This window comes from Bradyrhizobium sp. 157 (assembly GCF_023073815.1).
GTDB lineage: Bacteria > Pseudomonadota > Alphaproteobacteria > Rhizobiales > Xanthobacteraceae > Bradyrhizobium.
On sequence record NZ_JADPKF010000076.1, the window covers coordinates 61989 to 88837 of the forward strand.

General features: G+C 58.8%; 19 protein-coding genes and 3 pseudogenes. 15 read left to right on the top strand and 7 right to left on the bottom strand.

What is annotated here, in order from left to right; all coding sequences use genetic code 11:
* Positions 1-857: 857 nt before the first annotated feature.
* Positions 858-1238, top strand: coding sequence for a hypothetical protein (locus IVA95_RS19240; protein WP_247511894.1), 381 nt, complete (start codon positions 858-860; stop codon positions 1236-1238).
* Positions 1239-1370: 132 nt separating this feature from the next.
* Here IVA95_RS19240 and IVA95_RS19245 read toward each other — a convergent pair whose 3' ends face one another.
* The gene (locus IVA95_RS19245) at positions 1371-1925 is read right to left on the bottom strand and encodes a peroxiredoxin (protein ID WP_247511934.1); all 555 of its coding nucleotides are present in this window, start codon (positions 1923-1925) and stop codon (positions 1371-1373) included.
* Between the two features lie 533 nt (positions 1926-2458).
* Here IVA95_RS19245 and nifH point away from each other — a divergent pair.
* From nifH to IVA95_RS19285, 8 genes and pseudogenes are all read left to right on the top strand, one after another.
* Positions 2459-3349, top strand: coding sequence for a nitrogenase iron protein (gene nifH / locus IVA95_RS19250; RefSeq protein WP_026233535.1), 891 nt, complete (start codon positions 2459-2461; stop codon positions 3347-3349).
* A 100-nt stretch (positions 3350-3449) separates the two neighbouring features.
* Positions 3450-4145 carry a nitrogen fixation protein NifQ gene (locus IVA95_RS19255; protein WP_247511935.1) on the top strand — a complete coding sequence of 232 codons (696 nt, stop codon included), beginning with the start codon at positions 3450-3452 and terminating at the stop codon, positions 4143-4145.
* Positions 4146-4739: 594 nt separating this feature from the next.
* A complete protein-coding gene (gene nifV, locus IVA95_RS19260; protein ID WP_247511895.1) occupies positions 4740-5993 on the top strand; it encodes a homocitrate synthase in 1254 nt (417 codons plus the stop codon).
* A gap of 13 nt (positions 5994-6006) precedes the next feature.
* Entirely contained in the window at positions 6007-6339 is a 333-nt protein-coding gene (nifW, locus tag IVA95_RS19265) for a nitrogenase stabilizing/protective protein NifW (RefSeq protein ID WP_247297554.1), read from the top strand.
* Positions 6340-7517: 1178 nt separating this feature from the next.
* On the top strand, positions 7518-8630 hold the full coding sequence (locus tag IVA95_RS19270; protein ID WP_247511896.1) for an electron transfer flavoprotein subunit alpha/FixB family protein: 1113 nt from the start codon (positions 7518-7520) through the stop codon (positions 8628-8630).
* 11 nt (positions 8631-8641) lie between these two features.
* Positions 8642-9949: pseudogene (locus IVA95_RS19275) on the top strand (FAD-binding protein).
* A 41-nt stretch (positions 9950-9990) separates the two neighbouring features.
* Complete coding sequence (locus tag IVA95_RS19280) at positions 9991-10287, top strand: ferredoxin family protein (RefSeq protein WP_247279062.1); 297 nt, start codon at positions 9991-9993, stop codon at positions 10285-10287.
* A gap of 560 nt (positions 10288-10847) precedes the next feature.
* Complete coding sequence (locus tag IVA95_RS19285; RefSeq protein WP_247511897.1) at positions 10848-11372, top strand: hypothetical protein; 525 nt, start codon at positions 10848-10850, stop codon at positions 11370-11372.
* 831 nt (positions 11373-12203) lie between these two features.
* Here the strand turns inward: IVA95_RS19285 and IVA95_RS19290 are convergent.
* Positions 12204-13037 (bottom strand): RMD1 family protein, encoded by an 834-nt coding sequence (locus IVA95_RS19290; protein ID WP_247511898.1) that lies wholly within the window; start codon positions 13035-13037, stop codon positions 12204-12206.
* Between the two features lie 723 nt (positions 13038-13760).
* Between IVA95_RS19290 and IVA95_RS19295 the strand changes: the two are divergent.
* Together IVA95_RS19295 and IVA95_RS19300 are read left to right on the top strand one after the other, a co-directional pair.
* Positions 13761-14506: pseudogene (locus IVA95_RS19295) on the top strand (energy-coupling factor ABC transporter permease).
* 454 nt (positions 14507-14960) lie between these two features.
* Positions 14961-15482: a thermonuclease family protein gene (locus tag IVA95_RS19300; protein WP_247511899.1), complete on the top strand. Its 522-nt coding sequence runs from the start codon at positions 14961-14963 to the stop codon at positions 15480-15482.
* A gap of 1857 nt (positions 15483-17339) precedes the next feature.
* Here the strand turns inward: IVA95_RS19300 and sugE are convergent.
* From sugE to IVA95_RS19315, 3 genes are all read right to left on the bottom strand, one after another.
* Positions 17340-17654 carry a quaternary ammonium compound efflux SMR transporter SugE gene (sugE, locus tag IVA95_RS19305; RefSeq protein WP_247511900.1) on the bottom strand — a complete coding sequence of 105 codons (315 nt, stop codon included), beginning with the start codon at positions 17652-17654 and terminating at the stop codon, positions 17340-17342.
* A gap of 113 nt (positions 17655-17767) precedes the next feature.
* Positions 17768-18628, bottom strand: coding sequence for an SPASM domain-containing protein (locus IVA95_RS19310; RefSeq protein ID WP_247511901.1), 861 nt, complete (start codon positions 18626-18628; stop codon positions 17768-17770).
* Between the two features lie 1517 nt (positions 18629-20145).
* Positions 20146-20484 (bottom strand): hypothetical protein, encoded by a 339-nt coding sequence (locus IVA95_RS19315; RefSeq protein ID WP_247511902.1) that lies wholly within the window; start codon positions 20482-20484, stop codon positions 20146-20148.
* A 410-nt stretch (positions 20485-20894) separates the two neighbouring features.
* On the opposite strand from IVA95_RS19315, the gene IVA95_RS19320 reads away from it, so the two are divergent.
* The gene (locus IVA95_RS19320) at positions 20895-21053 is read left to right on the top strand and encodes a hypothetical protein (protein WP_247511903.1); all 159 of its coding nucleotides are present in this window, start codon (positions 20895-20897) and stop codon (positions 21051-21053) included.
* 57 nt (positions 21054-21110) lie between these two features.
* Here the strand turns inward: IVA95_RS19320 and IVA95_RS19325 are convergent, their stop codons facing one another.
* Positions 21111-21320 (bottom strand): hypothetical protein, encoded by a 210-nt coding sequence (locus IVA95_RS19325; protein WP_247511904.1) that lies wholly within the window; start codon positions 21318-21320, stop codon positions 21111-21113.
* Positions 21321-21675: 355 nt separating this feature from the next.
* Positions 21676-21933 carry a MarR family winged helix-turn-helix transcriptional regulator gene (locus IVA95_RS19330; RefSeq protein ID WP_247511905.1) on the bottom strand — a complete coding sequence of 86 codons (258 nt, stop codon included), beginning with the start codon at positions 21931-21933 and terminating at the stop codon, positions 21676-21678.
* 42 nt (positions 21934-21975) lie between these two features.
* Here IVA95_RS19330 and IVA95_RS19335 point away from each other — a divergent pair.
* From IVA95_RS19335 to IVA95_RS19345, 3 genes and pseudogenes are all read left to right on the top strand, one after another.
* Positions 21976-23087: pseudogene (locus IVA95_RS19335) on the top strand (IS630 family transposase).
* A gap of 490 nt (positions 23088-23577) precedes the next feature.
* A complete protein-coding gene (gene metC, locus IVA95_RS19340) occupies positions 23578-24804 on the top strand; it encodes a cystathionine beta-lyase (RefSeq protein ID WP_247511906.1) in 1227 nt (408 codons plus the stop codon).
* 1037 nt (positions 24805-25841) lie between these two features.
* The gene (locus IVA95_RS19345) at positions 25842-26567 is read left to right on the top strand and encodes a LuxR family transcriptional regulator (protein WP_247511907.1); all 726 of its coding nucleotides are present in this window, start codon (positions 25842-25844) and stop codon (positions 26565-26567) included.
* Positions 26568-26849 lie beyond the last annotated feature (282 nt).

Below are 26849 nucleotides of genomic sequence, written 5' to 3' on the forward strand. Positions count from 1 at the left end.
AAGAAGCGCTTTTCGAGTTGTTTTTCGAAGACGCATCGAGCGTCCCTTCTCTATGGCTTGCTTCCATGTTGAAGGGGCTGACGTGCGCGTCGAAAATCGGGTTTGTCACACGGATAAAGATCCAGAGGACAGAGGACAAATTCGCGTGTAGTTCCAGTTCTTATCTCGAAGAGAAAAATCCGCTTGAATAGTTGTCGATGACCATTGATATGGTAATGGGAAGCAGTTGCGTCTTCGCCAAAAACAAGACGCTACAGGCAGATGTGCAAAGCGAAATCGGAGAACACGTGGCAAAAAGCACCAAGCGCAAAGAGTATAGTAAGGATGACGTCAAGCTGCTCAAAGCGCACTCAAAGGCCCGCACCCCCGTAGCTAGGGTTTCAAAGCTTATGAAGCGATCCGAGGGCTCTCTAAGACAGAAAGCACGTACCTTGGGGATTGGCTTGGGTCACCAGCGCTAAGATACGCGTCAATGTTCGGAAATCGACCGGCGTGATGATCGAGACGGCCAGGCGGCTTACGACCGCCGGGCCACCTGATCGTTTCAGGTCCCTGGGCCCGAGGGACAGCTCGCGCGATGAACGAGCTGACCGATTTCCCGATAGACCGGCTCACTTGGCCTAAACCTCGTCGAGTGTCATGGTTTCAATCAGGAGCTGATAAACCCGACTCGTTCGTCTCATAGTGCGGCTTACATCGGTGAATATAGATTTACCGAGCCCGGAAATACGGTCCGCGAGCGTGCCGGCGGATCATCATCTCGGCCGGTAGACGTCATTCGGCGCTGAGCCATCTCCCTCTGCCTCCACCCTTCTCGAGGCGCGGCGACTGGAATCTAGTTGCCCCGAAGAGGGAGCTTGGCACCATTTTTTCCGAGTCCGTGGGCGCCGGCATCGTCGGCCTACAGCATTAGCGGCCTTTGGCTGACGCAGATCGCTCTGATGATGCTGCCGGCCGGCAAGGCGGAAGGGAATAGCCGCGGTCCGGCCTACGGCGACAATATAAAGGTACTCCGGCAGGAGATGTGCGTCCAGCAGGCGCAGAAGCGTACAAGTATTTTGTATGTTCATGCGGAGCCGCGCCGGCATCCTCTTGTATGCGGGATTTGTTGTGAGGTGAGCAAAACGGTACTGAACATTGTTCATCGTCATCATCGAGGCCGTCGATTCGCCGCCGCGACTGCCGCGCGCGGACAGCGCGGCGGCCGCGGCAGACTCCATGGCGGCAATGAGAATTGAATTGCGGGCCGCACTCGCTAGCAGCAGGCCGCATTTGCGGTAAGATCGTCTCATCTGGTATCCGACAAACGATTGAATCTGACGTCCTTCGAATGCGGGAGCTGCTCCTTGCTGCACTTTCGATATGTTGCCTCAGGCAATTTTAAGCGTGTCGCCGCCGATTTCGCGGTTGCAAGGGCAGAGCTCATCAGTCTGTATCGCATCCAGAACGCGTAACGTGTCCGTCGGGCTGCGGCCGACATTGAGGCTTGTCGCATAGACATGCTGGATCGTGTTCTCAGGATCGGCGATGAAGGTGTAGCGATGCGCGATGCTATCACGCGATCGCAGTCCAAGGCCATCGACCAGTGCGCCCTTGGTGTCGGCAAACTGCCAGGTTGATAGACGGTGCAGATCCTTGTGCTCACGCCGCCAGGCGAGCTTGCAGAACTCGTTATCGGTCGAGCCACCAAGCACGATTGCATCGCGATCGGCGAAATGCTTGGACAGGCGAGCAAACTCAGCGATTTCGGTTGGGCAGACGAATGTGAAATCCTTCGGGTAAAAGAAGATGACTTTCCATTTTCCGGGGAAACTCCTCTCAGTCAGCGTCTCGAAGGCGCTCTGCCCGTTCTCCTCTTGCAGGTGAAAGCCGGGCTTCACGCCTGTGATGTCGAAGGGCGGCAACTTACTTCCAATTCCAGGCATATTGTCCTCACAACATCGCGTCACACGGAAAACAGCGTTCCGCGACTGGCAAAGCAAGCGATATGCCACCCGATCTGACGGCAAGTACCCATCATGCCGGTCGTGGAACATTCGCCTTTGATGATGGCGGTGTCCTCGAACCCCATCTGCACCGTGTGGTCTCCTCATTGTCTCGGGCTTACGGCCCGGCATTCCCCGTTCCGCGCTCTTTCGCCCGACACTCGTAGTGGAATCCACGCGCCGGGCTTTGTCGGGTTTCTCTCAGAGCCCTTGCCGCTGTCGGGTCCGCCACAGCATCCGGTCTCGGACGCTGCGCTATTAGTCGAGCCTAGTCAGATGCTTAACGCACGTGCGAACGAATGGCACGCCAGTTGCTAACTGGATGCAGCAACAACGAGTAAGGGCTGAGGGCACGCCGACGCCGATGGCGAGCGATGGCCTCCTTCCCGAAACCCGTGTGCCCACGTTTCTGAGAGAGAAACAGTCTCGCGCGTTCGGCGCGAAAAATTGGCAATCGGTTGATGGAGAGCAACATGTCTTCGCTGAGACAAATCGCGTTTTATGGCAAGGGTGGCATCGGTAAATCGACAACGTCGCAAAATACGCTGGCGGCTCTTGCTGAGCTGGGCCAAAGGATTCTCATCGTCGGCTGCGATCCCAAAGCGGACTCGACTCGCCTCATCCTGCACGCCAAAGCGCAGGACACCATTCTGAGTCTGGCGGCGAATGCCGGCAGCGTTGAGGACCTCGAAATCGAGGACGTCATCAAGCTCGGCTACAAGGACATTCGATGCGTCGAGTCCGGCGGTCCAGAGCCGGGGGTCGGGTGCGCCGGAAGAGGCGTGATCACTTCGATCAACTTTCTGGAGGAGAATGGCGCCTATGAGGACATCGACTACGTCTCTTACGACGTGCTCGGCGACGTCGTCTGCGGCGGTTTCGCGATGCCTATCCGCGAGAATAAGGCACAGGAAATCTACATCGTGATGTCCGGCGAGATGATGGCGATGTATGCCGCCAACAACATCTCCAAGGGTATTCTGAAGTATGCGAATTCCGGCGGCGTGCGCCTCGGCGGCCTGATCTGCAACGAGCGGCAGACCGACAAGGAGCTGGAGCTTGCAGATGCTCTTGCCAAGAAGCTCGGCAGCCGGCTGATCTACTTCGTGCCGCGCGACAATGTCGTGCAGCACGCGGAGCTGCGCCGCATGACTGTGCTGGAATACGCGCCAGAGTCCAAGCAGGCGGATCACTATCGCAATCTCGCGACCAAGATCCACAATAATGCTGGACAAGGCGCCATCCCGACGCCAATCAGCATGGACGAGCTCGAGGATATGCTCATGGAGCACGGCATCATCAAGCCCGTCGACGAGAGCCTGGTCGGCAAGACTGCCGCCGAGCTCGCCGCTGTTTCGGCATAGTTCATGTTGTCGGCCTTCTCGACCGGGGGAAGGCCGACGTCGTCCACTCAGAAGCTGGGGGACCTTCATGATTGGCACACAAAGCAAATTGGCCGATACGATGTCATCTCCTGTATCAGCAGCTCACATCGCCGAGCAGCGCGATGCAAGTGAGCTCTACGGGCTTCTGACCGGGCGCCATCCAACAGAAGTCGACATCAGCGACGATGACGATTTCGATCGCCATGTGCTCGCTTGCGTTCTCGCCGCATCCGCTATGGATGGCGGCCAACTTCCCGAACGGGCTGGCTTGACTAACCAGGAGCTCGATGCGCTCTTGGTGCAATACTTCCCATCCACCCCGGTCAGGAGTTGTACCTGGCGCGAACAGCCCGCGTTACCGGCTCCTGACGAGACGATTATGGTGCGCGACCTCCTGCTTGCGCAACGTTCCACCCATGGCGAGGTCGGCGGCTGGCTCGCGACGATGATCGCGCGGCGCGCCATGGAGCCTAATCACTTGTGGGAAGATCTCGGTCTGCGGAAGCGGGACGAATTGTCCCGCCTCCTAATGCGCCATTTCGGGCCGCTGGCGGCTCGCAACACCAAGAACATGCGCTGGAAGCGCTTCTTCTATCGCACGCTATGCGAAGATGACGGTCTGGTGATGTGTACCACGCCGATCTGCACGGAATGCAATGATTTTGATCTTTGCTTCGGCGAGGAGAGCGGGGAGAGCCGGATGGCCGGACGCCGGCGGGATCATCTGCGTCGTGTCGATGATTCCGTCCAAGCCATCCCAAGTTCGCAAGACTGAGCTCATAATGGATGCCCCCTCCTCGGCGCGAGTCCCGGTGTATCGGACGAGCTTTCGGCCAGCTGTCACATGAGGAGAATGAGGATTTGAAAAGACACCGGGGTAAACAACTGCGCGCAGCCGGCCTAAGCCGGATGCGGCGGCGCCTGATGATCGCGGCTTGATAATTGGCGGAGGCGACCGTCACATTACCGCCGAGATGTTCTATGTTGACGCGCGATCGACGCCAACATCTGGCCTCTCGATCGCGCCCGCTGAACTTGTTTACGAACGCCGACCCTGGGGTTGGACCGAACCCGATGGCTCAAAATTCTTCTTCGATAAGCATGCCTGAATGCACGCGCCTTCCCCGAAGTGCTGCAGCTTGAGGTGAGGTCCGAACCGTTGCCCGGCTAGCAAGCTTCCAAGCTCGGCGCCTGCCTTCAGCTCGGTCGCAAGCGCACCGAACCTGGCGCTCCGCCGTTTCCACCCTGTCGGATTTGCGACACACCCGACTAATCTGAAATTCGACGTCATTCACAGGTTCTTGGAAATTCGAGCGGGTTGGCACAGCAGTTGCTGAACAGCTTCTGGAATAAACATACGGAGCCGCTGATGGCGTTCGCTGCCGCAATCATCGGGCCCGACAAAGATCGGTCGAGGTCCATAGTCCTTAATGACACCACGTTGCGCGACGGCGAACAGACACCCGGCGTGGCCTTCACGACACCGGAAAACGTCTCGATCGCGCGTGCGCTGGCCGCGGCCGGAGTCAAGGAGATCGAGGCCGGCACGCCGGCGATGGGTCAGGAAGAGATTGCCGCGATCCGAGCGGTCGCCGAAGCGGGCCTTGCGGCCACGATCATCGGCTGGTGCCGGATGAAACCCGCGGACGTCGATGCGGCGATCGAGGCCGGTGTTTCGATGGTCAAGCTATCGATTCCATCGTCCGACGTGCAGATTGCGGCGAAACTCGGTGGCGGCCGTTTGGCCGCGCTGGAGCGGGTGAAGCGCGTCGTGGCCTATGCTCGCGACAGGGGACTGGATGTCGCGGTGGGTGGCGAAGACTCCTCGCGTGCCGATGTCAACTTCCTGATCGACCTGATCGCAACCGCCAAGGCGGCCGGCGCACGGCGCTTTCGTGTCGCAGATACGCTGAGCGTGCTCAATCCTGACGCGTCCTTCGCGCTCATGGCCGCACTGCGTGCCAGCACCGATCTCGAGTTCGAATTCCACGGCGATGACGATCTTGGGCTGGCGACGGCTAATACGCTGGCGGCGATCAAGGCCGGTGCGACGCACGCCTCTGTGACGGTCATTGGACTTGGCGAGCGAGCCGGCAATGCGTCGCTGGAGGAAGTTGCCGTCGCACTCAGGCAGCTCTACGGCCGTGATACCGGCGTGCTGCTATCCGAACCGGAAAAAGTCGCGGTCGCCGCTGCAGCCGCAGCGTGCCCCACCATTCCGCTCAACAAGGCGATTGTCGGCGAGCATGTCTTGACCCATGAATCCGGCATCCACGTCGATGGGCTCTTAAAAGACCGGCCCACCTACCAAGCGCTGGACCCGGGGTTGCTCGGCCGCTCCCACCGCGTTGTGACCGGCAAGCATTCAGGGCTTGCCGCTATCACTTCGCTCTTGTCCGAGTTGCAGCTTTCGGTCAGCGCCGAGCAAACCGAAACCATTCTCGCGCGCGTTCGCAAGCATGCCATCGAGCACAAAGGCCCGGTTTCCCAGGAAACGGTGGTGGCGATCTGGCGCGACATTCACGAGAGATCGGTCAACTTGAGGGCGATCGGGCGGTCAGCCATGCGCGTCGCGCGATCAGGTTGGAACATTCGAGCCAGGACGGTTTCTGGGCGGATCTAGATGGAGGTTGAGAATGACGACGGATGGGATCCTTTCGCAATTGAACAAGGCCTCCGCGGCAGAGGAGTTTTTTGCACTGCTCGGCGTCGAGTACGATGCGAAAATCATCGACGTGGCGCGGCTTCATATCCTGCGTCGCATGGGTCAATATCTCGCGGGCGAGGAGTTTACCGGTGCATCCGATCCTGACATCGCTTCGCGTTGCAAGGCCACGCTTGAGCGCGCCTATGCCGACTTCGTCACGTCCTCCCCGATCGAACAGCGCGTGTTCAAGGTCCTGAAGGATGCGGCCGCACCACAACCGAACAAGCATCCAGCATTGGTGCAGCTCGGTTCCTTGGAGTGAATTGAGTTTATATCTCGTGCTCTGGAGCGTGAAGGTTCAGAGAACCTGCCAACGACCCAGGGCGTCGAATTCAAACGGAAGTTGCAGTTACGGCCTCGCGGTCCGCAGCTTGGACACTCGGCTCCTTAAGGGCCAATCACGGCTCAGCCCTGATATTTCCGTCGTTTCAAGCTGGTGCCCATGGTGCGCCTATCTCCTGCAATGGTACGCCGGCAGCGGGGTGCGCATATTTGGCGAGGAAAGCGCACCAAGATTCGGATGACTGTCTTCTCGCATTCCGGACACGGGTCCAGCACGGTTATCGAATGTTCCGATCCTCGTGAGAGGCTGCCAATCCGATTTCCTTCAGTAAGATTCGGTATTGGCGGTCAATTTTCATCGTCTGCGCAATTGGTACGACGATTGCTTACACATGGTCAGCTAGTCTGGAGAAGCGAATGCACATCTTGGTCCGCATCGAGTTTGTTTTTGACGCCGCGCAGTTCGCGCGCGCTGCCTGTCGGCACCATGATTCGTCGCGACGCCAAAGCGATGGTTGCATATTCCGGCCTGGCTGAGCTGAAAGCTGCGCTTGATCCGCGCCAAAGATTCGTCGACGAAATCACTCCCGTTGGCCGATCTATGGCCGAGGTTTCCCGGGGGGAGCCCTTGCTCTCCAGCGCCGGTCGCGCGGCGCCGTTGACGGGCGGCTTCACCGCCGGCCCTCGTGCCCCCGCCAAGAGTTGCGCGCGTGTCGCTGCAATCGGCAAGATTGCGAGGGCATTCAGAGTAATGGATCGCGTTGTTCACCGGCAAGCTCGCGGCCGACAATGGCACCAGCCGAGCCTCTGGCAGGTCCTCGATCTGTTCCAACTCGGTTGCATCTCGAAGATGAGGGGGGACCAATCGATCGGCTCGCGTGACCGGCGCGGTTGGGTGCCTCACTAGTTCCATTGCCAAATGGTGCCCCCCAGAATGCCAAACCCGGAAAGAACCCGAAGCTCGTGCTTCCGGCTCGTCGACAAAGGTCCAGCAATGGGTGTCTCGGCCCCGCGCTGCTGCCAGGCGGTGTTGAAAAAATGGCGGCGGGCACGCGGCCGAACTTTTAACTGAAGCAATCTTCACGCGCGAATTCAAAGCTGTAGGCGGAGCACGCTTCGCTGGCGAGCCGCTACTGAACACGGATGGGAGTACAGATGATGAGCACCGCACCCAAAAGCGCAGCTCCGGCCGCGGGTGGTGGTCGCGCGGCGACCAAGAGGGAGCTGCCCGAACGATTCAAGGCGTATAAGCACGTCTGGGTCTTCATCGAGCAGGAACGCGGGATAGTGCACCCCGTCTCCTGGGAGCTGATGGGTGCCGGCCGCCGGCTCGCCGACAAGCTCAACGTTGACCTCGCCGCGGTTGTCATCGGCCCGGTCGGGGAGACAACGCAGCAGGCGGTCGGCGAATCCTTCTGCTACGGCGCCGACCTCGCCTATATCGTCGCGGATGATCTGTTGGCCGATTATCGCAATGAATCCTACACCAAGGCCCTGTCAGAGCTGGTCAATACGTACAAGCCGGAAATCCTACTCCTAGGGGCAACTACACTGGGCCGCGATCTCGCCGGCTCAGTGGCCACCACACTGCTCACCGGCCTAACTGCCGACTGCACCGAGCTCGATGTCGATGCCGACGGCTCGCTTGCAGCGACCCGGCCGACGTTTGGCGGCTCACTATTGTGCACGATCTACACACTGAACTATCGTCCACAGATGGCAACCGTCCGTCCGCGCGTGATGCCGATGCCCGAGCGCGTGACCGGCGCCGTCTGGCGCGTCATCTCGCATCCGCTCGGGCTTGTAGAAGAAGATATCGTCACAAAAGTGCTGTCGTTCCTGCCGGACCGCGATTCTACAAAGTCCAACCTTGCCTATGCCGACGTGGTCGTCGCCGGAGGGCTCGGTCTGGGATCGCCTGAGAACTTCCAACTGGTACAGCAGCTCGCGGACGTGCTTGGCGCCGAATATGGCTGCTCGCGGCCGCTGGTCCAGAAGGGCTGGGTCACCTCGGACCGACAAATCGGCCAGACCGGGAAAACCATTCGGCCAAAGCTCTATATCGCGGCCGGTATTTCCGGCGCGATCCAGCATCGCGTTGGCGTGGCGGGGGGCGACCTCATCGTTGCCATCAACACCGACAAGAACGCTCCGATCTTCGACTTCGCCCAGATCGGCATCGTCACCGACGCCATTCGACTGTTGCCCGCATTGACCTCCGCATTCCGCGCGCAGCTGTCGCCGCACTCGCACGACCGCATCGCTGGCTAGGGGAGCTTGTTATGATCGAGGAAAGATTCGACGCGATCGTCGTCGGTGCTGGCATGGGCGGGAATGGGGCAGCGCTTACCATGGCCGAGCGGGGCCTAAAAGTGCTGCAGCTGGAGCGCGGCGAGTATTCGGGGTCGAAGAACGTGCAAGGCGCCATCCTCGTGCCGATATGCTGGAGAAGCTGATCCCGGATTTCCGAGAAGATGCACCGCTTGAGCGGCATCTCGTCGAGCAACGCTTCTGGATCGTGGACGAGCGTTCGCGCACGGGGATTCACTATCGCTCCGATGATTTCAACGAGGAGAAGCCGAACCGCTACACCATCATCCGCGCCCAGTTCGATAAATGGTTCTCGCAGAAGGTCCGCGAGGGCCGGCGCCACGGTGCTGTGCGAGACCACGGTGACCGAGCTCCTCCAGGATTCCCATGGGAGGGTCGTCGGGGTGCGTACAGACCGAGATGGGGGGTGAAATCCATGCAGATGTCGTCGTGCTGGCCGAGGGGGTGAACGGAGTGCTCGGGACGGGTGCGGGCTTAAGAGGGCGGCCGAAACCGGACAAGGTCGCACTCGCGGTCAAGGAGATGCATTTCCTGTCGCGCGAGACAATCGATGCTCGCTTCAATCTCAAAGGCGACGAGGGGCTCGTCATCGAAGCCGCCGGAACCATCTCCCGCGGCATGACCGGTATGGGCTTCATCTATTCCAACAAGGAATGCATCTCGCTCGGTATCGGCTGTCTTGTTGCCGACTTCCAGCGTACCGGCGAGACGCCTTACGGCCTGCTCGAGAGCCTCAAGCGTCACCCGTCCGTCGCGCCGTTGATCGAGGGTTCGGAAGTAAAGGAATATTCCGCGCATTTGATCCCCGAAGGTGGATACAAGGCGATCCCGCAGCTTTGTGGTGAGGGTTGGGCCGTTGTCGGAGACGCCGCCCAGCTCAACAACGCATCCATCGCGAGGGGTCCAATCTGGCGATGACGTCGGGCCGTATCGCCGCGGAAGCGATCTGCCTTATCAAATCGCGAAATGATCCGATGACGGCCAAAAATCTTTCGCTTTACAAAAAACTGCTGAATGATTCCTTCTTGATCAAGGACCTGAAGAAGTACAAGGATATGCCGGCACTGATGCATACCCACTCGCAGAACTTCTTTCTCACATATCCGCAGCTCTTCTCCAAGGCGATGCAGGATTATGTGCGCGTCGACGGCACACCAAAGCTCGAGAAAGAGAGGCTGATGCTGAGCTCGTTCATCAAGGCGCGGTCGTGGAGTGGACTGTTCAGCGATGCCCTGCGCATTGCCCGGGCCTGGCGGTGATCACAAACCAAAGACAACGACGAACGACGGAGCCAGAAACAATGCCGAGCGAGCCATCCCGACGTGTCGAGGACAAACTATTCTACAACCGCTATCTCGTTGATTCCGGCCGCGCCCATATCAAGGTGCGGCCGCACACCACACCATCCTCGCGGCTCTTATCGATGCTGAAGGCCTGCCCTGCACGGTGCTACGAGCTCAGCGATAAAGGTCATGTTGAGGTGACAGTCGACGGGTGTATCGAGTGCGGCACCTGCCGGGTGATCTGCGAAGAAAGTGGTGATATCGAGTGGAGCTACCCACGTGGCGGTTACGGTGTGCTATTCAAATTTGGTTAAAGCTTCGGGGTAGGGGCTGATTGGCAGGCTGCGGCGTTCTCGCGATACAACGAGATCACGCGCGAAATTGACATTTCACCTGATTCAATCGAGTCCCAACCTTTCCATCTACCGGGCGGGCCCTTGCCAGGTTCCGCTATAATATGCCCGAAGATAGCCAAAGCGAGCGGATCCGAAACAGGGCGCAACGCATTGGCGGGATTAGGTCGTCCATCTCAGACCTGTCGACCGATGCTGGTTCTCTTCCCCAATATCTGGCCGGTTTCGTCCTTTGGAGTTCGCGGCGCTCCGCCTGCCGCCACTGCCTCGCGACGCTGCCTATCACGGAACGCTGTAAGCAGGACTTCGCTTCGCCATAGCCGCCGACCCCCCGACGAACGTGCCATCGAGCGCCTTATAGACAGACAAGCACGAGCGGATCACGAGATTAGCGATTTGTGACTCCTTCGCGCGACCGCCGGTTGCGCGTTCGTCAGGCGGGCTGCGCGCATGCAGCACACAAGTTTGCACTTTCATTCGCCTGTATCGCCGGGATATATGGTCGGCCGGAGAGCATGACGATGGTTCGATTACAAAAGAGCAGGGCAGCCGCTAACGCGCGGCGAGCAGAGGCACGCCGTGAGAGTTCGGTCGGCGACATCCAGGCCCGCATAGCCGAACTGAGAAGCTTGCCGCGCGAGAACCTCGCGGATGCGGTGTTCATGCTCTCGATGAATGCAAGACGGCAGGGCGAGTTGATACGACATGCGATCGAGAAGCGCGCCGAGGTCGACTTGGACTTTGATCCGCCGCCGAATGCTGATTTGGCGACCTATCTCGCGAATGATGTGGTCTCGACCTTACGCCACCACGTTGCTGACCTTCCGACCTTGCTGGACCTGTTGGTTGAGCGAGCGCCTGACGTCTGCTTCACCGTCGATCGGGAGGAGGCCGTTTCGCTGCTGGCCGCAATCATTCGCGAACAGCGGCTCGAAGGAGTCCTTGAAGGCCTCAGGCTCGCCGGGCTCCTGAACGAGCCAGCGAAGGATCGCCATGCCGGGATCGGTTCGGAAGCGGATTTGAGCGGAGCTGCCGAGGGCGCGTGAGTGTCCGGGGCACTTTGAGGGACACTCCTGCAGATGGAATGTCCACAGCGAATGTGGACGTCAGAAAATCTCGGCGCCTGCTTGCGAGGTCAAAACCGCGTCGAAATTTGCGGCGTAGTTCCTTTGTCATCCGTTTAGCGTTTATCGCTGACGCGGAGCCGCTATGCACGCCCGGTCGCAGTCCCCGGCCGCGTCAAGCTCGGCGACCTTCGCGTTAGCGAGGACGAGATCCGCAGTTCTGAGTTTTCATGTTCAGTTGCAGCGCGCGTTCGCGCGCTGGCGGATCATGGAACCGTTCGCTAACAGCCAAGCAAGGGAAATCACGGCAGGACACATCGACCGAGCCGCGGCGATGTGGCAAAGCGGCGAAAGGCGGTCGCTCAACTCAGTGAGGCGCCCTGGTGAAATCGACCGTCCTTGTTTCGGTAGTCGCTGGCTGCGCCCTGGCGGACGGCGGGGAAGGCCTGGCAAGTATTCCGCGACCAAGTCGAGAATTGCAGACAAGCTGAGTGGCGGCCCGCTGCAATTGGGCAAAAGCGCCTTCTTGGGTGGCGCTGGATCGTCGACATGAACGCTCCGCCGCGCGTCTGCCATACGCCCCCTATCCTTGCTCGATCGCCGGGGAAACGAACTCGCCTCGGCTATTCGCTGTGTTCGCGAGCCGCACCAGGATTTCGCCGAACCTCGCGTCCACGAGCACGGCGAAGACATAGCCGAAATCCGCAGCTGAGTGCGGCCGAACGGCGCGTCCCACGTCAATGCCGGCCAGGTCGGTCAGTAGGCCCGCTCAAACCCCACGAAGGCGCCTCACGCGCTGGGGCCAGCCGCACTTCAGTGAGCTGCTGTAATAATCTGAAAGCATCCGATCGCAACTTCCATCACGATCAGCACGACTATAACCCACTCAAGACGCAGCGAGCGCCGTGTGTCGATGATGTCCGTCAGTGCGTTAGCCGTTCCGGAGATGGCCGACAGCTTGCGCTCAAGCATCTCAAGAAGTTCCTTCAGTTCGTATTCGTCTTTCAGACGCGAATAGAGCCGCTCGAGTTCCGGCTTCTCCCAGAGTGCGTCGGGCTTTTCGGCAATGTCGACGCGGCCCGCGACGCGCTGCTGGACCAGGAGCGCATTGCCGATCAGTTGGAGAATGCCCTTGCGGCCCCGCGGCGTCCGGCCGCGCTCGGCTAGTTCGCATGCAAAGGGTTCGATCACGTCGAACACCGCGGCGACACGGCGCTCATCTCGCTCCAGCGCCGTGCTCTTGGCTAGCGTATCAGCGATCAGCAGCAGCCGATCGTCGCTAAACTTTCTGAGACAAATCCGCCCGCCCGGCAGGATGACCTCGGCGCTCTGGTCGCTGCAGAGCTGCACCTGCGCGCTCTCCTCCTCATAGGAGCTGAGTTCACCGATGACCCGCGATATCAGGGTTCCGATCAGAGCGGCTTCTTCCGAGGGCGACAACCCGATGAGCACTACAACGCCATAGCGGAAGATCACGACAAGGCCGGCATGAATGCGGAAAGCGACCGGCGTCGAGGACACCAGCGTTCCGATTTCGAGAGCCGACGGGTTGATACGATCGCCCAGCATGACCGCGCGAATGCGCAGCATCGAGGCGGCCGCCATCTGTCCGGAGACGGCAGGCTTACCGGGCGTAAGTTGATCCATTTTCACTTTAGCATCCGGTTTGGCGCCACTGCGACGCGATAGCGTTCCCCCGGGACCGTCAAACACGTCCGGAACTTCGTCGCAGGTGGTGCAGCGGAATTTGCCGGGCGCGTCGCTGAGAGATGATGCTGCGATCCAGCAAATGCCGGCTCCACAGTTTGGGTGGGTCGTCGCATTTCCATGTTCGTGCATGCTTGGCCGCAAGGTCAATCGAACGACCCAGCAAGCTCTTGGAGGAATTCGACGACCCCGGCCGCCAAACATTTGGCTGCGCCGCAGGCGCCGTCGTCGAACAAGGTCGAGCAAGATTGATGCCGAACCGGTGTCTTCGCGCCAGCGGCGTCAGGATTTCCGCTTCAACGGACGAGCGAAAATGATTGTTTGAAACGGCACAGGCTGACCAAAGACTGGCAGCGATGTGTGTTCAATTTCCTCCAGAGCATGTCGGCTACAGAACACGGCGAATCTTACGCGCCGCGGAACTTTTCAAAGCGCAATCAGAGCCTTAACCGCGGCACCGGCGCTGGCATAGCTGTTGCTATGAAATGTCGCAAAGACAGAGCGAAGGGTGAGTGCACACCCGGTCCGATCTGGCGAAAACAGGACGTGACCAGTGGACCGAGGGTGAGGAAGGTGAAGTGCCGTTTCCAACCGTCAGCCATACGACCGTGCCGGCAAATTCTTGAGCCAAGGCCCGAGTACAACGGCAGAAAGGACTTGAGCGTGCATATCGAACCGGGAATAGTAACAGGCGCCAAGCTCGTGTTGAGCTACGCGACAGGCATTGCGACGGGCTGCGTCGTCGCCGAGCTTGTGGTCGAGACCATACGCGAGCCGGGCGCTCTGTCATTTGCTATGCAAGCCATCGCCGCGATGCGCCTTGTGTTCACGTTCTTCGAAATCCTGCCGCACTTTGCGGTTGGTGTCTCCGAAGTGCACTTCGTCCTGGGCTCGACGCTGTTCCTGTTGTTCGGCGCGGCGCCGGCTGCCTTTGGTCTTGCGCTCGGCCTCTTGCTGCAAGGCGTCCTCTTCGTTCCGACCGACCTGCCGCAATATGGTATGAATGTCACGACGCTTCTAGTGCCGCTGTTTGCGATCCAGGCGCTCGCCAAGCGGCTCATCCATCCAAGGCCGCCTATCGCGATCTGCAGTACAGTAAGGCGCTTGCGCTCTCGACTGCGTATCAATCTTCTATCGTTGTCTGGGTCGCGTTTTGGGCGCTCTATGGCGCGGGCTTCGGCGCCGCCAACCTCGCTAACGTCGCATCGTTCGCAGTTTCCTATGCAGTCGTGGCCTTGGTCGAGCCGGTGGCTGATCTGGCCGTGCTGGCGCTCGCGAAACAAATTGGGCAGCGTGAGTGCGAGGGGATCTGTCGCCCACCGCTCCTAGAAGGCATGTTGCTGTTGATAGCAACGATGGCCGTCATGTCGCCCGTTTTGCTCAAGCGATGCGTACGCTTTCCCCGATAGCAGCCGGCTGCAGCGATCCCGGGCCACGCGCGCTCGCTGCTATCCGTGGCAGCGAGGGGGCCGAGCTTATGCTCATTCCGCACAAGGCGACCAGGAAATCATATCTCGCCGGCTTGCGGCCGGCCGTCTGCGCCGGCCCGGTCGCTAGTGAGCGGACGCGCACTCCCGAGTTCGACCTGCTGGTGCGTGATGCGGCCAAGGCGAACTGCCTCAACGACGTGAAGGAATGGTGGGATGCGGTCAGCGCACCAGCCTGGTCGCAGAGCATCGGGGGCGAGGTTGGACACGAGGGGCGTCTTGCGCTGCTGCTACACGGGGAGTCATCCGTCGAACGAGCTTACCCATGCAACATTAGCACCCTCCTAAGCACAGCCGCGATCGAGCGCCGTTCGGCGGTTTCCCAAGCTCTGCTGCACTCGGCCGGAATGTTCGCAGTTCGACAAAGAAGATCGCCATGTATGGATTGATCGTGGTGTTGACCATGCTTGCACTGTGCAGCATCGTGTTTGCCGGCGAATTGACGGGGCCGGCAAAGGTCATCAGCAGCGACACCCTAGAAATTCACGGGACACGCGTTCGGCTCTGGGGCATCGACGCGCCGGACAAGACTCAAATGTGCCGAGATATCAACGTTAATCCATATCGATGTGGCCTCAGGGCCGCGAGCGATCTTGAAAGCTTCATTGCAGAGCGCGAAGTCAGTTGCCTGTCAGTCCTGAAGGATGAGTGTGGACGGACGATAGCGACCTGTTCAGCTGATGGCATCGATCTCGGAGAATGGTTGGTGCGTAACGGTCTCGTGCTCGATTGGGCGCAATACTCCAGGAGACGATACCACGCTGCGCAACGCGCGGCCGATCGTGCCGGACTGGGCTTGTGGGCGGGCAGCTTTGCCGTACCTTGGCTATATCGAGCGTGCATTCGGTTAGGTGGTCGACCAGCCAGCTGTTCTGACGACGCGAATGCACACCCTTGACTCGTATTCGGTTCCGCACAAGGTGACAGTCACGAGCGAGCTGGCGTCGACCGGGAGTGAGCAAGCTTACCACTGCCGCCCAACCATGCTCAAAGGAGTAAGATGGTCTCAACCTCTCGTAAGCGCGAAAGTCGCAAGACAGTAAATCGCAAGCTCCGCAGGAACGCCATCGTTCTCGGCGTAATTCTTCGCAAACTCGCGGTCATGCCAAGGCGGCGCCTTTTGAGTTCGAGAGAGAGCCGCATTTACCTCAGAAGAATGGCGGGCTCTCCGGAGCCTAAACAAGACAAAGGCGTGGCACGGAACAACAATCAGATTCCGCCGCGTACAGGTTGAGCGGAAGAAAGAAGGCCAGTGGCGTTCAAGGCACCACTGGGCAAGGTAGGCAACACGAATGTGGCTTGGGATGCAGCCTACCTCCACTCCATTCGGCTCTAACTTTCAGGTTTTGATATGCCCAGAGCTCGCAGCTTGATTCCCAGAGGTCGCCAGATGCTGTCCCGCCAAACTCATACACTCGCACTCAAATCTGATGGACCAAGCAGATGTGAGCGCTTGCTCAACGCCGGATCCGAGGGGCCCATCGAAACGACGGTAGTCGAATTGCGCGCTTTGCCGCGGGAACGCCGCATAGGTCCCTTCCCGGACTTCGCTGCTGTTGGCGATATGGCCGCGATTGCCTTTTCAAGCCACGGCTGCTCCGACATAGGCCAGCATTTGACCGGGCGGGTAAGAAGCCTAACACCACACGTGCGGTTTCGGTGACAAAGACGTGTGGACCTGCCTTGCAGGCGCCTATCACAACAATGCCACAGAAGACAACGCAGCTGTTCGTTCGGTTGGAAACAGCATGGCTCGCTGATGACTGGCTGGAGATCCGCTGAATGAGCAACACCGCATGCGACGAGCGCAACTGCTGCGACAGCCCGAACAAGAACGTCAGATCGCATATCACCTCCCGAACACGAAGTGCGCGCCTTCAAGAACGAAGCGTGAGCCACTGAACTCGCAGCGTCGCTCCCGTGCCCTCGTGGTGTGCAGACTCTGTGCTGACGGGCACGATGCAAGCTCCCGGCGTTTTTCGATCGCGATGTCGTCTACGGGACAATAGCGGTCGTTGTTCAAACAAGCCGCGGGTCTGAGGTCGAACACGAATCGAATGCCGTGCGCCGGCACCGCCAGTTCGATGATTTCAGTGAACGCTCCTGCGAAAGAGATTAGGTGATCGATTTCTTTGCAACCACACAATGAAGTTGCACCGGTAATTCGAGGCGCGGAGCTGAGCTCAGTCAGAGATCGCAAGCTCACCTGACTGCGATCTAAGAGTTGAACTGGTCGGCAGTCCCTGATGGTGCCGACGCGGGACGGTCGGAAGCAGTTCGGAGCAAACGAACACGATCTGCCAATCTGCATCTTCTCCCCTGCTGCTCCGGAGATCAGGCATCGTATAACTCCGGCAAGCGATCTTTCTTGGCCGTCGTCCGGAGATCAGCCGCAGAGCTGGCTTTCATTGCTGTTCTATTCGCACGGCGATCTCGGCAGCGAATTGGTCGTGCCGTTCTGGGTGGTGCTATTGTGCCAGACGCGATGGCGGTGGGACCCTGATGGGCGACTGACGTATCGTCCGCACTAGGGCTTTCGCGTCACGACACTGAGGGCGGCCAGACGGTCTCGGCCCAGAGGCATGGCATCGGCATCTTGTTCTTGGCGACTTTCCTCGCCATTGTCGGCGCCGCGCCCCTCGGCGGTGCGCTGGAACGTGGCCAGCTCGATCGACTATGCCTGGAGAATCACGTGCCGGCCTCGGCGATCGTTGCGGCGCTGACCTGGTGGGGGTCAATGCTTTCGATGTTTTCGTTAAGACACGAGCTTCAGCCCGACAATGCCGGCGACGATCAGTCCGATGCTGGCAAGGCGAAACGCGGCGGCCGGTTCTCCGAAGAAGATGATGCCGAGCGCTGCGGTGCCGACCGCACCGATGCCGGTCCAGACCGCATAAGCAGTTCCAATGGGCAGCGTCTTTAGAGCAAGGCCGAGCAGGATCACGCTGCCGGCCATGGCCGCGAGCGTGAGCACGGACGGAGCGAGCTTGGTAAAGCCCTCGGTGTATTTGAGGCCGATTGCCCAGGCGACCTCCAGCAGGCCGGCGACCAACAAAATGCTCCAGGCCATGGCGACCCTCCGTTCATGGCAGGGTCGTCGCCGCGACTGATGTGGTGATGAGCTGGAAGGCCGTCCTTGCCAGGGCTCGCGATTCGCTTCGAGCATGGGTCAACTTCTCAAGATCAGCATTCCGACGTTATTGGTTCGGCGAATTCACACGATCGACAAAGCAGAAAGCCCTCCGTTCCGTTCATGCGATCGGCAATGTTGCAAAAAGCTGCCCCTTCAAAGAGATCCTTGTACCTGTCGCGGAGGAGGTTGCCCAAAACGTGTCGTCGCTCAAAATCCATGCAGCAGAAAGTAACGTCGCCATTTGGGAGAAGAACATTACGATATTGCCGTTCGTCAGGGCATGTCAGTGCTCCAACGATTGGCTGCCGCGCTCCAACCATCTTCTCGCCGCTGCCAGCCCTGCTGCGCGGCGGACGCGAGCGAACCAGCGCTTCGTCAGGAATTATGCCGACAAGTTCGGGATGCACCTCGCCCATGACTATGAAGAGCAACGATGAAATGTCGGCATCGACAAATTGGCGCATCAAATCGACATAGTTGCGCCTGACGAGACCACTATCCATGTGCGTGCCGTCATCAAAAACATGCACCAGGAAAACGCGGAACTGCAGCGCACGCAAGCGTCTTAGATCCCGCCCGTTCATTCCTACTAGGGTTGTGAAAATTCGGATTCCATGGCCACACGCATAGGCATGCTCAACCATTTCGGTGCAAGCCGGATTGAGCCAAGGCTCCGAATACCCGGAAAAGCTGATCTCGACAGCTGCTGGTACGCGCGCCAGACATCGCTTGAAATCTTGCAGAGAAAGATGCTTCACGTCGGATATCGCTCTTTGCCGTTCGGCAAACTTGTCCTGCGGGCAATAAGAACATCCGACGACACAGTCCGTTGTCGTAGTTATCTCCAAGATCCTGCCGCCACTGATTGCGGAACGCAGCTCCTGTAGAGTCATCGATTCTATATTGTCCACTTCCGCGCTCCGCGTTTGAACAAAGACACCTTGAGGGGACCGTCGATTTGCATCTCATGCCGGTTCGCTCATGCATCATTCTCGATTCGTCGCCCATCAGCGCGACGCGGCACGGTCGCAAGCGCGGTCGCGACAGATGAAGAAAGCGCCACGGCTCTCTCCCCTTAGCGCCCTAGTCCAGCAGGATTGGACGGCTGCCGAATGCACATGCGTCGATGGGATTGGTCTAACGTCTCGTTTATTCCAACAAGCATCACTCATGCCATTGGCGGTACTGTCCATAACTCGACACGTCCGCGATAAATGTCGTCCCAAATGCCCAACCGAAGCGCAACTCTACGCGATCGATAGCGTACAATATGACGCTACGTACGGTTCAAGCTCTCTCGAAAATGAGTTGAATGGCAGCTTTCTTATGAAATGTGACGGTGTAGCCGCCGCCCCGAGCGCCACGTCATCATGATCAACGTGGTCGGCATCGACCCGCGAAGTTCCGATTGTGAGTGCCCTTGGCCCCAGTCGAGAATGCAAAGTCCCTTCATGCAGCAAATTGCGAGTTTCATCAGTTGAAAACGCTACCCAACATAGGAGTGAGCTGGCGCGATTTGCGCGACCCGGGCTACGCAGTCCACATCGTCTTCTTACTGTCGCTAAAGGAAAAAGATGGTTGCTATCGTCCGTGAATTGCCGGTTTCAGGTTACGCACTCGAAATCGATGGGCGACTCACGACTGAATTTGCGACGAGAGGCGGGGTCAAAACCGGCGCGCGCGAGCTGAAGAAGCGATTTCCCATGCTGCGAGTCGGAATCTATGACGCGCAAAGAGGACGTCGCGTGAGGCTGGGCGATCGATCGCAGCGACGCCACGTGCTGACTTCTTGCTGCTAAAATGGCCTTGAGATCTATATCCAGGCCAGCACGGCAAAGCAGGCCGGTGGCGGCATCGGCACAAAGTTGCCCACCAGAAAGCACCACAACGGACTGGGCCTATCTGCCGATGAGGTGCCGATACGGCCGGGAAGTCCTCTCTTCAGCAAGCTAACACAGATTGTGAGCTCCGGATGTCGCGAGCCACCCGTCGAGTTTTGCGATCGAGAGTTTTCACGAGCCGGGAACCACTCTTCCATTCATCATCGACACCTGCCTGGTATGTGTTTGGCCTCAGGCCGCGGTAATATCATGATTGCGATGACAATCTCGTCATCGAGCCTGACCATAGGCTATTCACAAATTCCAGGAAAGCAGAGTCCCTCGGGCTTCTCTTTCCAGCCTGTTGCGCGGCGCATCTTCGCGGCATTGTTCAGCAATAGCGGCCCAGAACCTAAATCGCATGGGAGGAGGGGCTTTCTATAGTAATGGTGCTCGGATGATCCACTAGACAACACGCTATCGCCACGACGGCGATCACTGTGGCGGCGCTTTTTTGGCTTGCCCTAGTGGGTATAGGGTTCTCATTCCTGGTGGAGCGAGTAGGACTCGAATCTGCAACCAGACCGTTATGAGCGGCAGACTACCGATCAGCTTCGCTGATTTTGCTGCGGTTTCGTCTGCGTTCGATCGCGTTTGTTGCGTTTCAGTGAGGTCATTTCTGGTGCGGATGCCAATTCGCGGTTCGGACGGTGGGCGCTCGCCGCCAGGCATTGCAATTCAATTCCCGCGGGCGTCGGCGGTTCGATTCCGATCGTGCTAGTCGCGAACCAGCTGCTGGAATTCTCTTGCGCTTCATTGCCGCGATCTGCCCCTGGCCGGCAATCGCCTACTAACATAACAAATTGAATTTGCAATACATTTCGTCGTCGGCTTTTGTCGATACCACCAGAAATACCAACAAGATGACGCGCGGTATTCGCCGGCAAAAATAAATGCCGGCAACGGCATGGCCCATCCCGTTCCGGTCTCACCAATCGCCCTAACTGGAATCGAACCCTGCTTTGACTCGAGTTCCTGGCGGCCCGACCTAACATGCTATCGCGAGGTCAAGGGCCGGTATTGGCGACCCGATCCATTGAGCCCACCATGCCGAGTGAGACAAACTACCTCGTATTGGCTTCGTGGGGTCGACAGGGTTGCGCTTCGCACAAGCCCGGCGCCGAACCGCTGATCGCGCGGCGCTGTCCGCGATCTACTGGACGTCCAATGCCGATGGCCGACGGTCTACTAATGTCCAACAACATACTGAGAGGGCTGCGGCGATGCTGGCGCCAGCAGCGACCACTGCGCGCACGGCTTCCGCTCGACCGCGTCAACCTTGCTCAACGAGAAGGGCGTGTTTACCAACGATGTGGAAGCTCAACTCGCCACGACGTGGAGAAAGTCCTTCGCGACGCCGGACCAGTTTGGCAAGGGTGACAAAAACAAGATCCCAGGTAGCTATAACGGTGCGGCCTATTATGCCGAATGCGTGTGTTTGTGCAGCCTTGTCTGATCGTCTTGTCAGCCTGCGCGAAGGTGCGTCCGCCGTCTCGCTGCGCAGATCGGCGGCCTAGCTTGCTCTTGTTTCGACCCTCGGCAGCGAAGCGTGATATTCATCCACGCTGTCGAGATCGATCATGGTCTTGCCCCCCATCTTGTAGGCCCTGATCCTCTCGTGGGCGATCAGCTCATAAGCCATAGTCGTTCCGAATTTGCCATAGCGGCAACCGTCCTTGAACTCGACGAGCCGGCGCCGGTTGTTGTTATCATTGTCAACCATGAGTCCCTGCATGCGCTTCGATGATCTCCCCCCCAATCGGATCAAAACCCCGCTGAGTGAGATGCGCATATCCATGGCGCGACGCTGTCGATGCGGGCTCGCCAGAAGGCCTGCCGTTGTGGCCGCTGACGAGGTTCCTGCTGACCCGTTTCGGCGCCATCTGCGCGTACCCCAATTGCCCGAGATGCATCGATCTAAATGGACTACGATACCAAACAAAGAGTCCCCTTATGCCGCCGCCAAGTCCAGAGTGCTGTAGCGTGCAAATCGGACGGACGCGGAAGCGCAGCTCGCGGACGCTTGTCTTGTCACCTAGTGGCTCTGCACAGTGAATTTGACAGGTTGCGTCGGGCGGTCAGATTAGCTCTGGCAGGTGTTTCGGATCAACGAGGACCTCGATGCTGCGAGGCGTCCTTGGCTGCCTTGTGATGAGGCCGGCTCGTTCCAGCGTCAGCACCATCTGGTGAACCGAGGGCGGGCTGACACGGAAATATTCCTGCATGTCGGTTTCCGCCGGAGGTCTGCGGTGCAGCCGCGTATAGAGGTGGATAAAGGCTAGGTACTGCCCCTGTTTGGGCGTGAAGGTTTTTGCCGAAGGACTCACACCGGCCATCCGATTCAGTTGTTCGTGCGTGCCTCATTCAAGGAGGCAGGCATGAACGTACGCTATCGGGTCGAACTCAGCCAAGTCGAGCGCATCGAACTCAAAGCGCTGCTCGGCGGCGGTAAACATGCGTCGCGCAAGCTCAAACGAGCACAGATTTTGCTGGCCGCCGACGCCGGGGCCAGCGACGAGGTAGCGTCGGCGTGGGCGGCTCGACCGTGTACCGGACCAAGCGACGCTTCGTGGAAGGCAATCTGGAACGGGCGCTGAGCGAGGAGCCGCGTCCCGGGGCGGACCGCAAACTCACGGGCAAGGAAGAAGCCTTGCTGGTGGCGACGGCCTGCGCCAGCCCCCCAGAAGGCCGTGCCCGCTGGACGCTCGAGCTACTGGCAGGTGCGATGGTCAAGCTCACCGAACACAAGAGCCTGTCGCACGAGACGGTTCGGCGGCGTTTGGCCGAAAATGGCCTCAAACCCTGGCGCAAAGACATGTGGTGCATTCCGCAGGTCGATGGCGAATACGTTGCCCGTATGGAGGATGTCCTCGACCTCTACGCCGAGGCTTCCGACCCCAAGCGGCCGGTGGTGTGCTTCGACGAAAGCCCGGTGCAACTCATCGGAGAGGTCCGTCAGCCCATCCCGGCAAGGCCGGGCCAGCTCGAACGTTACGATTACGAGTATCGTCGCAATGGCAGGATCAATCTCTTCGTCCTCGTCGACGTGCATCGTCCCTGGCGCAAGGTCAAAGTCACTGAGCGGCGAGCCGCAGAAGACTATGCTCAATGCATGCGCGATCTCGTCAACAGCCATTATCCCGATGCCGAGATCATCCGGGTCGTTCAGGACAATTTATCGACTTACTCGGCCGGCGCCCTGTATCAGGCGTTCCCGCCCGCCGAAGCCAGGCAGATTTTGCGACGGCTCGAGTTCCACTACACCCCCAAGCACGCAAGCTGGCTCAACATGGTTGAAATCGAAATCGGCGTCCTGCGGGGCCGGTGCCTGGATCGCAGGATCGATGATCCCAAGCGGCTGCGCCGCGAAATCGCTGCCTGGGAACGGAAGCGAAATGCCGCCCGCTCACGCATCAAATGGATGTTCACAACAGATAAGGCGCGCGCCAAAATGGCCCGCCCCTATCCCGCCGCTTCCAAAGAGTCATAATCACTGTGCAGAGCTACTAGGCCTTCATTGGGAAGCTGCAAAAACAACGCCAACGCGCGAGTTCATAAGAAGTGCAATTGTCGACCCACATCAAGATCGTCCCGATTTAACCGATTTGGCGAGGAGCCGACATGCAGCGTCTTTTGTCCGACAAGAAATCCGCCTGGTGCCGAGGCATCCGACCAGTCCGGTTAATCCGCCTGCAGCGCGCAGCCCGCGCGTCTGGCCCAGGCTTTGCTGTAGTGATGGACCCACTGTAGATCTGCATGAAGAAGACCACCGACTTTCAGGGGCGCGGTCCGGCACGGTCTCACTGTGCGGTCGACCGCGCTTTCGATCTGGGAGGAGAGCTGCTCTAAGGTTGGGATATGATGACGAAAGAGGCCGTCGATGCAGAGTTCTCGAGTCGTCGCGCCGGAGACGAGTTGCAGATTGATAGTAGTGGGCATTCGCCGCGCATTTAAGCGACGGGATCCCAGATAGGAGAGGTATGGATCGCATCGCTTGGGATAAACGCTTGCCAGAGCCCAACACGCAATTGTCTCATCTCGGTCGCGCGCCGGCTGAACACGCCGGGATGGTCAATGTTCCTGTCTATCGAGGTTCCACGATCGTTTCGGAAAACCTCGAAGAGTGGGATAGGCGCAAGCAGAATCCAGTGACGAACTACGGACGATTCGGCTCACCGCTGTCTCGCGCTCTCGAGGCTGCCATTTGTGAACTGGAGGGCGGGTATCGTTCGATCTTGTTCCCTTCGGGGCTTTCTGCGTGCTCCCACGCGCTTCTCGGGATCCTGAAGGCCGGGGATCATGTTTTGATCTGCGATAACGTCTATGAACCGGTGAGGATGTTCGCGAACCAGGTTTTAACTAGATTTGAGGTCAAGGTGGAGTACTTCCATCCCACACAGCCTTCGGATCTACTCGCGAAGATTGGGACAAAAACGCGAGCTGTGTACCTCGAGTCCCCGGGGTCCATGACGTTTGAGGTACAAGATCTGCCCGCGCTGTGCGCGATCGCACATCAATCGGGGGCGCTCGTGCTCATGGACAATACTTGGGCGACGCCGCTCTATTTCAAACCCTTTCTCCATGACGTCGACATCTCGATCCATGCCGCGACCAAATATATCGTTGGTCATTCCGACGCCCTTCTGGGCATTGCTACCGCTAACAAGGAAGCGTGGCCGCTCCTGCAGCCAAGCGCTCATCATTTCGGGGAGATTGCTGGGCCAGATGACATCTATTTAGCTCTTCGTGGACTGCGCACACTAGCCGTTCGCATGAGGCAGCATTACGAAAATGGCCTCAAGCTGGCTCAAAGCCTGGAAGACCACCCGGCGGTGGGCCTGGTTCTACACCCTGCGCTCCCAAGCCATCCGGGCTACAATATTTGGAAGCGGGATTTCTTGGGTGCAAGCGGCCTGTTCGGCGTCGTTCTGAAGCCTATGTCCAAGGCCCAGCTTTCGGTTTTCTTCCAGAAACTGCGCCTTTTTGGAATCGGATTGTCGTGGGGTGGGTACGAAAGCCTTGTGCTGCCTGTCGATGATCCTCAACGAACGGAAGCAATAGTTTCATTTGATGGACCGTTGATTCGTATTCACGCCGGCATCGAGGGGCCGAGTGATCTCATTGCGGACATGCATCAGGCGCTGCAAGCCGCCTGCGAACACTCCGTGAGCGACGCTGCTTACCAGGATGAGAGCAGAGACGGGTGATTTCAAGGGCAGTATTGATGGCGCGGAGGAGACCGATGAAAAGCGACGCTTGGGGGCGCTATGCCTACCGCACAACGAGCCACTATCGTCGCGAGATCACGCCCGAACTGTAATATGTCGTCTCCGCCCGAAACGCGGCAACTGGAACCCGAGCAGAGATCAGTAGGCGCAGACAGTCGCGATTGCCGGGCATGTTGGCTGACACGGACCGATGATCTACTGTTTGTAAAGCGGATTTATGGCCGTGCATCTCCGAGGTGGAGCACCAGCCCCGTGCAGGACGACTATGCGCACGGCTTCTGTCTGTCAATGTGCGTGAGCACAACGCCCATCATGTGCGGTCAGTTGGAGGTCATTTAAGCCGCAGGTGCCCTTGCCGTATTCGGATGATTCGCTCGCCCAAACATGTCCGGGTGCTTTTGAACACGAGCGCTTGGCAATACGCGATCGCGCAACCGGGATCTCCGGCGTTCCGTTCGGTACGGCGCGACCGCCATGGCAAACGGGTATCGCAGCGGATGCATGCCATTTCTGCGTCATTGCCTCTGTACCCTTTGACGCGGGCGCTGGGTCTACGCTAGCTCGGCTGGCCCCGGGGGCAGAGGCGGGAGGCTGACCAACGCGTAAACGATCGTTCGCGTACTTGCCGATGCAACATATATTCTTCAGCTAGCAGCGCCAACAAGGTTGTCTCTCTTGCGACGAATGTCCGAATTCTAGCAGTGAACGTTGCGTCCCCAGTTCTCCAGCACTCGTGCTTTTGCGGCACTGCTCCTAGCGCCTCAGCTGGTACGACATTTGCTGGACGCTTCAGGTCCGCCTCCTCCCGAAGAAGCGCATGCACACTGTTCTCTGTCGAGCAACTATCCGATCTGAGGCAACTCGATTGCAGCTCATGACGAGAAGTATGCTTGTCGCGTTTCGGTCGAGCACTTCGCAAGCAAGAGGAGGCTGAAGTGGCGCAGGGCCCCTGCCCAAATCGATCCACTCGAAAGACGCAGCACCGGTTTGCCTAAGTCGGTGGGGGGAGGCACCAAATGGACCTATTTTGCTTCATCGAATGTGCAAAACAGAGTCGATCTCCCGAGGTGTTGTTCGATCTGCTTGTGAGCTGTTCGAGCGAACAGGGCTTCAGTCGAGTCGCTTACGGGGCGCTGACGGACGCGGAGCCGACCCGCCGACCAGAGTATCTGCCAGCCGCGGTGACAGTGAACTTTCCTTCCGCGTGGTGCGAGCGCTATGCTGAACGCCGATACAATGCCATCGATCCCGTGGTTCGGCGTACGACGATGCAGTCGGCGCCGTTTCTATGGGATCAACTCGCTCACAAATATCAATTGCAGCCCGGCGAACTGCGTGTGTTGAACGAGGCCAAAGAGGCCGGTCTGAAGCATGGCGTAACCGTACCACTGTTCGGACCATTTGGACAGCTATCTGTCGCATCCTTTGCATCCAGGTTCGACGATGCCGACCCTGAGTATCGCCTCAGTCGTCTCAACGCATTGGCTTGGCAGTTTCATCATGCATTTGCAGAGATCGCGCCGTCATCGGAGGGCAGATGCCATATGCAAGTGGCCCTATCCGAACGAGAAAAGGATTGCCTCCGCTGGGTGGAAGAGGGGAAATCATCCTGGGAAATCGGAGTCATCCTGAGAGTCAGCGAGAATACGGTGAACTTTCACCTGAAGAACGCAATGCGAAAGCTAGAGACGAACAGCCGTACCTATTGCGTTGCCAAGGCGATTCGCCTCGGTCTTATCTGACGTTTTGGCGCCGCTGCCGCGTATTGACCTATGCCGAAGTCACGAGCGAGCGATCTGACCAGCGTGACAATATGACAATAGCAGCGAGGACACGTTCAGCCCAAGGTGCAAAAGATGCTGTTGCCGCGAATAGCTGAGAAGCCTGTCATCTCGATCTTCGGGAGCATAGATGCGCATCCCGCCGAGGGTTGGTCGTGTTTTCGATGCGGGAGAGGTTCGCACGATTGCCTAAATCCGACGTTGACTGGACATGACGGGAAACCATTCGCCGCATTGCTGACG

Coding starts and splice junctions, on each gene's coding strand:
- IVA95_RS19245 (WP_247511934.1), bottom strand. CDS start 1,925: ATGCCTGGAATTGGAAGTAAGTTGCCGCCCTTCGACATCACAGGCGTG.
- nifH (WP_026233535.1), top strand. CDS start 2,459: ATGTCTTCGCTGAGACAAATCGCGTTTTATGGCAAGGGTGGCATCGGT.
- IVA95_RS19255 (WP_247511935.1), top strand. CDS start 3,450: ATGTCATCTCCTGTATCAGCAGCTCACATCGCCGAGCAGCGCGATGCA.
- nifV (WP_247511895.1), top strand. CDS start 4,740: ATGGCGTTCGCTGCCGCAATCATCGGGCCCGACAAAGATCGGTCGAGG.
- nifW (WP_247297554.1), top strand. CDS start 6,007: ATGACGACGGATGGGATCCTTTCGCAATTGAACAAGGCCTCCGCGGCA.
- IVA95_RS19270 (WP_247511896.1), top strand. CDS start 7,518: ATGAGCACCGCACCCAAAAGCGCAGCTCCGGCCGCGGGTGGTGGTCGC.
- IVA95_RS19280 (WP_247279062.1), top strand. CDS start 9,991: ATGCCGAGCGAGCCATCCCGACGTGTCGAGGACAAACTATTCTACAAC.
- IVA95_RS19285 (WP_247511897.1), top strand. CDS start 10,848: ATGGTTCGATTACAAAAGAGCAGGGCAGCCGCTAACGCGCGGCGAGCA.
- IVA95_RS19290 (WP_247511898.1), bottom strand. CDS start 13,037: ATGGATCAACTTACGCCCGGTAAGCCTGCCGTCTCCGGACAGATGGCG.
- IVA95_RS19300 (WP_247511899.1), top strand. CDS start 14,961: ATGTATGGATTGATCGTGGTGTTGACCATGCTTGCACTGTGCAGCATC.
- sugE (WP_247511900.1), bottom strand. CDS start 17,654: ATGGCCTGGAGCATTTTGTTGGTCGCCGGCCTGCTGGAGGTCGCCTGG.
- IVA95_RS19325 (WP_247511904.1), bottom strand. CDS start 21,320: ATGGTTGACAATGATAACAACAACCGGCGCCGGCTCGTCGAGTTCAAG.
- IVA95_RS19330 (WP_247511905.1), bottom strand. CDS start 21,933: ATGGCCGGTGTGAGTCCTTCGGCAAAAACCTTCACGCCCAAACAGGGG.
- metC (WP_247511906.1), top strand. CDS start 23,578: ATGGATCGCATCGCTTGGGATAAACGCTTGCCAGAGCCCAACACGCAA.
- IVA95_RS19345 (WP_247511907.1), top strand. CDS start 25,842: ATGGACCTATTTTGCTTCATCGAATGTGCAAAACAGAGTCGATCTCCC.